General features: G+C 67.6%; 3 protein-coding genes and 1 pseudogene. 1 reads left to right on the top strand and 3 read right to left on the bottom strand.

Annotation, left to right across the window (positions count from 1 at the left end):
* On the bottom strand, positions 1-2,848 hold a 2,848-nt coding region (locus VIR09_RS13600; protein WP_332013340.1), incomplete at its 3' end, for an indolepyruvate ferredoxin oxidoreductase family protein.
* Between the two features lie 129 nt (positions 2,849-2,977).
* Between VIR09_RS13600 and VIR09_RS13595 the strand changes: the two genes are divergently transcribed.
* Positions 2,978-3,427: an Lrp/AsnC family transcriptional regulator gene (locus VIR09_RS13595; protein WP_008159001.1), complete on the top strand. Its 450-nt coding sequence runs from the start codon at positions 2,978-2,980 to the stop codon at positions 3,425-3,427.
* 46 nt (positions 3,428-3,473) lie between these two features.
* Here VIR09_RS13595 and VIR09_RS13590 read toward each other — a convergent pair whose 3' ends face one another.
* Positions 3,474-4,439 (bottom strand): tripartite tricarboxylate transporter substrate binding protein, encoded by a 966-nt coding sequence (locus VIR09_RS13590; protein ID WP_332013339.1) that lies wholly within the window; start codon positions 4,437-4,439, stop codon positions 3,474-3,476.
* Between the two features lie 62 nt (positions 4,440-4,501).
* Positions 4,502-4,903: pseudogene (locus VIR09_RS13585) on the bottom strand (alpha/beta hydrolase); the annotation flags it as partial.

Raw genomic sequence — 4,903 nt, 5'->3', positions numbered from 1 at the left:
CGGCGCGTTCGAACGATTCCGGGACGTGCAGCTGCACCACCTGGGCGCGCGGCCGCAGCGCGCCTTCCAGCGCGTCGGGCTGATGCGCCGCGAGGCGACCGCTGTCGAACGCGGCCCGGTTGGCCGCCACGGCCACGCCGTTGAGTTCGATGGCGCGGTTGATGGCCGCTTGCGACAGCGGCACGCCGCCCCGCTGCCAGGCATAGCCCAGCATGAACATATTGGACAGGATGCTGTCGCCGAACAGGGCCAGCGCCGCTTCATGCGCATCGATCGCGGCGGTGTTGGCGTCGCCCGCCGCGTGGCGGATCTTGGCCAGCAGCGCTTCGGGCCGCATGGCGGCGTCCGGATTGCGGGTGAAGTCTGAGACTGGCGCCACGTAGCTGTTGACCGTGACCTGCGTGTGGCCGTGGCGCAGCGCGCCCAGCGAGTCGGGCGCCACGGAGGCCACCGGGTCGCACAGGATCGCGGCGTCGGCCTGCTGCCAGTCCAGGCGCACGGGCCCGGCAGGCGCGCCGGGAGGCGCCAGGCGGATGTGGCTGACCACCGTGCCGCCTTTCTGCGCCAGGCCGGTCAGGTCGAGCACGGCGGCGGACAGGCCTTCCAGGTGCGCGGCCATCGACACAATGGCGCCGATGGTGATGACGCCGGTGCCGCCCATGCCGGCGACCAGCAGGCGATAGGGATGGTCCAGCGCCGGCATGGCCGGCAGAGGCAATTGCGCGATCAGTTTCTGCAGGCGTTCCTGGTCGGCCTTGGGCGCGGCGCTCTTCTTGGGCTTGCCACCCATCACGGACACGAAGCTGGGGCAGAAGCCTTCGACGCAGGAATAGTCCTTGTTGCAGCTGGATTGATCGATGGCGCGCTTGCGGCCATAGGGCGTTTCCAGCGGCACCACCGACAGGCAGTTCGACTGCACGCCGCAGTCGCCGCAGCCTTCGCAGACGGCGCTGTTGATCAGCATGCGGCGTGCCGGGTCGGGGAACTGGTTCTTCTTGCGGCGCCGGCGCTTTTCGGCGGCGCAGGTCTGGTCGTGGATCAGCACGGTCACGCCGGCGATCTCGCGCAGCTCGCGCTGCAGGGCGTCCAGTTCGCGGCGGTGGTGCACCTTGATGCCGGCGCCCAGGTCCATGCCCTGATATTTTTCGGGCTCGTCCGTGGTGACGACAATGCGCGTTACGTTCTCGCCGCGCAATTGCTGGCAGATGCTGGGCACCGAGATCGGGCCGTCGATGGGCTGGCCGCCCGTCATGGCCGTGGCGTCGTTGAACAGGATCTTGTAGGTGATGTTGGCCTTGGCCGCGACCGCCTGGCGGATGGCGAGATAGCCGGAGTGGTAATAGGTGCCTTCTCCCATGTTCTGGAAGATGTGCGGCATCTTGGTGTAGCGCGACAGGCCGATCCAGTCGACGCCTTCGCCACCCATTTGTGTCAGGCCGCCGGTGTCGCGGTCCATCCAGGCGGCCATGTAATGGCAGCCCACGCCCGACAGCGCCTGGCTGCCTTCCGGCACCTTGGTCGAGGTGCTGTGCGGGCAGCCCGAACAGAAGTAGGGGCGGCGGCGCATGCCGTCGGCGTCGTTGGACAGCGGCGCCTGGCACGCGAACGCGGACAGGTCGGCCGCCAGCGGCAGTCCGGCGGCGCGGCTGAGCCAGTTGGCCAGCGGCTGCGCCAGCAGGGAGGGGCGCAATTGGCCGGCCGAGGGCACCAGCGTTTCGCCGTCGAAGCCTTTCTTGCCGATGACCGAGGGGCGCTCCGGCAGGTTGAACAGCAGGTCCTTGATCTGGCTTTCGACCACCGCGCCTTTTTCCTCGATTACGAGGATGTGAGACAGGCCGCGAGCGAATTCCAGCAGGCGCTGCGCATCCAGCGGCCAGGTCAGGCCGGGCTTGTAGATGCGCACCGGCGCGTTGGCGGTGACGGTGTCCACGCCCAGGCGCGACAGCGCTTCCATGGTGTCCAGATGCGCCTTGCCGACCGTGACGATGCCCACGGTGGCCTTGGGCGCCGGACAGGCCAGGCGGTCGATGCTGTGGCGGCGCGCGAATGCGGCCACGGCCTTCATGCGCAGGTTCATGCGCGTTTCGATCGCCAGCGACAGGAAGTCGCGCGCGGAGTATTCGAGCGATTCGGGCGGCATGTCCGGGTCCGCCGGCATGTCGTAGCGCTGGGCGGGGGCGGGGACGAAGGAATGTCCGCATTCGATGGTTTCGGACACGGCCTTGAAGGCGACCCAGGTGCCCGAGTAGCGCGACAGGGCCCAGCCCCACAGCGCGAAGGTTTCGTATTCGTCGATGGAGGCGGGATGCACGATGGGCATCTGCCAACCGATCAGCGAGGCCTCGCTGGAATGCGGAATCGAGGACGACACGGCGGTGTGGTCGTCGCCCACCACCACCAGCACGCCGCCGTTGCGCGATGCGCCCGCGGCGTTGCCGTGATGCAGCGCGTCGCCGGCGCGATCCACGCCGGGGCCCTTGCCGTACCACATGGCGTAGACGCCATCGACGTTGCGGTCGGCGCGCACCCCGGCCTGCTGCGTGCCCATGACGGCGGTGGCCGCCATGTCTTCGTTGATGGCGGGCAGGAAGGTGATCTGGTTGGCGTCCAGCGCCTTCTGCGCCTTCCACATGGCCATGTCCACGCCGCCCAGCGGCGAGCCGCGGTAGCCCGAGACGAAGCCGGCCGTGTTCAGGCCGCGCTCGCGGTCCATCCGGCTCTGGGCCAGCATGATGCGCACCAGCGCCTGGGTGCCGGTCAAAAAGATGCGGCCGGAGCTGCGGGTGAGGTTGTCGGCGAGCTGGTACTCAAGGTCCAGCTGGGGTTCGGCGGCGGGGGTACCGTCCATGGTGAATACTCCTGGTTTCGGCACCATGATAGGTTCGCGAGCCATCAGGTTTATTGCGTTTTTGGATCGTGCTATCCCTATAATTCGCAATGAACGTTTCGTGTACTACAAAAACCAGGAGACTAAGCGATGGACAAGACCGATATCGGCATCCTCAAGGCCTTGCAGGAGGACGGCCGGGCCTCGGCGCAGCAGCTTTCAGAGAAGGTGGGCCTGTCGGCCGCGCCGGTGTGGCGGCGGGTGAAAGCGATGGAGGCCAGCGGGGTGATCCAGGGTTATAGCGCCCAGGTGGACCGCAGCAAGGTGGGGCTGGGCTGCATGTTCGCGCAGATCAGCCTGGAGCGGCATTCCGCCAATACGGTCGAGAACTTCGAGCGCTCGGTGCGCGACGCGCCCGAAATCCTGGAGTGCTATGCGGTCACGGGGGATTCGGACTTCCTGCTGAAAATCCTGGTGGAAAGCCCGGAAGCCTACGACCGGTTCCTGCACCGCTTCCTGTTCAATATGCCGGGCATACGCCAGACGCGCACCATCGTCGCGCTGCGCGAGATCAAACACGAGCAGCGCCTGCCGCTGTAGGCGCTGCGGGGGCCCTCTCTATATAGATATAGGGAGGGCCGCGGTTTTATTGGGGTTGGATGCCCGAAATCCGGATCCATTCCTTCCAGCGCGCCGTGTCTTCCTTCACGAAGGCATCGAAGCGCGCCACGTCCATGGATTCCGGCGTCAGGCCCAGGGCGCGCAGCTTGTTGGCGGTGGCCTCGTCCTTGACCGCCGCCTGCATATGGGCGTTCATCTTTTCCACGATGTCCGGCGGCGTGCCAGCCGGTGCCGACAGGCCCAGCCAGCCGGCGACGACGAAATCCGGGTAGTAGGTGGTCATGGTCGGCACGCTGGGCCAGGCCGGCTGCGGCTGGGCGCCGGTGACGGCGATGGGGATCAGCCCCTTGCCGTCGATCTGGCCCATCGCGGTCAGGTAGTCGACGAAGGCGAAGTTGATCTGCTTGCCGCGCAGGTCGGTGATGATCTGGGTGATGTTCTTGTAGGCCGCGCCGGTGATCTCGATGCCGGCGCGTTGCTTCAGGAGCTCGGACGGCACTTGCGAGGACGAGCTGTAGTAGCCGAAGAAGACCTGTCCGGGATGCTTCTTGGCGTAGTCGACCAGATCCGGCACCGTGCGGTACGGGCTGTCGGGCGACACCACGCCGACCGTGCCGAAGGTGCCCAGCATGCCGACCTGGCGGAAGTCCTTTTGCGCGTCGTAGGGCAGACTCTTGTAGAGGAACTGATTGGCCGAGTGGGTGGAGTTGGTGGACAGCAGGAAGGTGTAGCCGTCCGCCGCCGCGTTCTTGGCGGCGTTGGTGCCGACGATGCCGCCGGCGCCAGGGCGGTCCTCGACCACTACCGTCTGGCCGGTCTTCTCGCCCAGGTATTGCGCCAGGGTACGCGCGGTGAGGTCGGCCGCGCCGCCCGCGGCGGACGGCACGATGAGGGTCACGGGCTTCTCAGGCCAGCCAGCTGCGTGCGCGCTTGCGGCCAGCAGCAGGCCGGCGCCGATCAGGGCCGGGCGGATAGAGCGGGGAATGGACATGGTTGTCTCCTGATGGCGCGGTGGCGCGTCGTTGTCGTTGTTGTCGTGGGTAGGCGGGGTCGTCAGCCGAACTGGCCGCGGTGCCAATCCAGGATGGCGGCGGCGCTGGCTTGCCACTGGTCCGCGTACATCATGCAATGCGGCTGCCCGGCAAGCACGGCGTGTGAAAAGCCGAAGCGGCGCGCGATGGCCAGGTCCTGGCCGGGCGGGTGGCGGTCATGCGTATCCAGTCCGGCTTCGAGGCACAGGCCAGGCGCGCCGATGGCGGCGGCGTTGATGGGCACGCGCAGCAGGTAGCGGTCATTGAGCACTTGCGGGCTTTCGGCGCACAGGCGCTGCGATACGGGGGCGACGTTGCGGTCTGGCGAGGTCGCCAGAAAGCGCGCGCGGATTTCATCGTCGTTCGGAGCGCGGCGCGGCGTGCCTTCGGGCACGGGCGGCAGCGCCTGCGCGTCGGGCAGGTC

Source organism: Achromobacter sp. (genome assembly GCF_036567245.1).
Taxonomy (GTDB): Bacteria; Pseudomonadota; Gammaproteobacteria; order Burkholderiales; family Burkholderiaceae_B; genus Achromobacter.
This window is presented reverse-complemented; position numbering and strand designations above follow the sequence as displayed.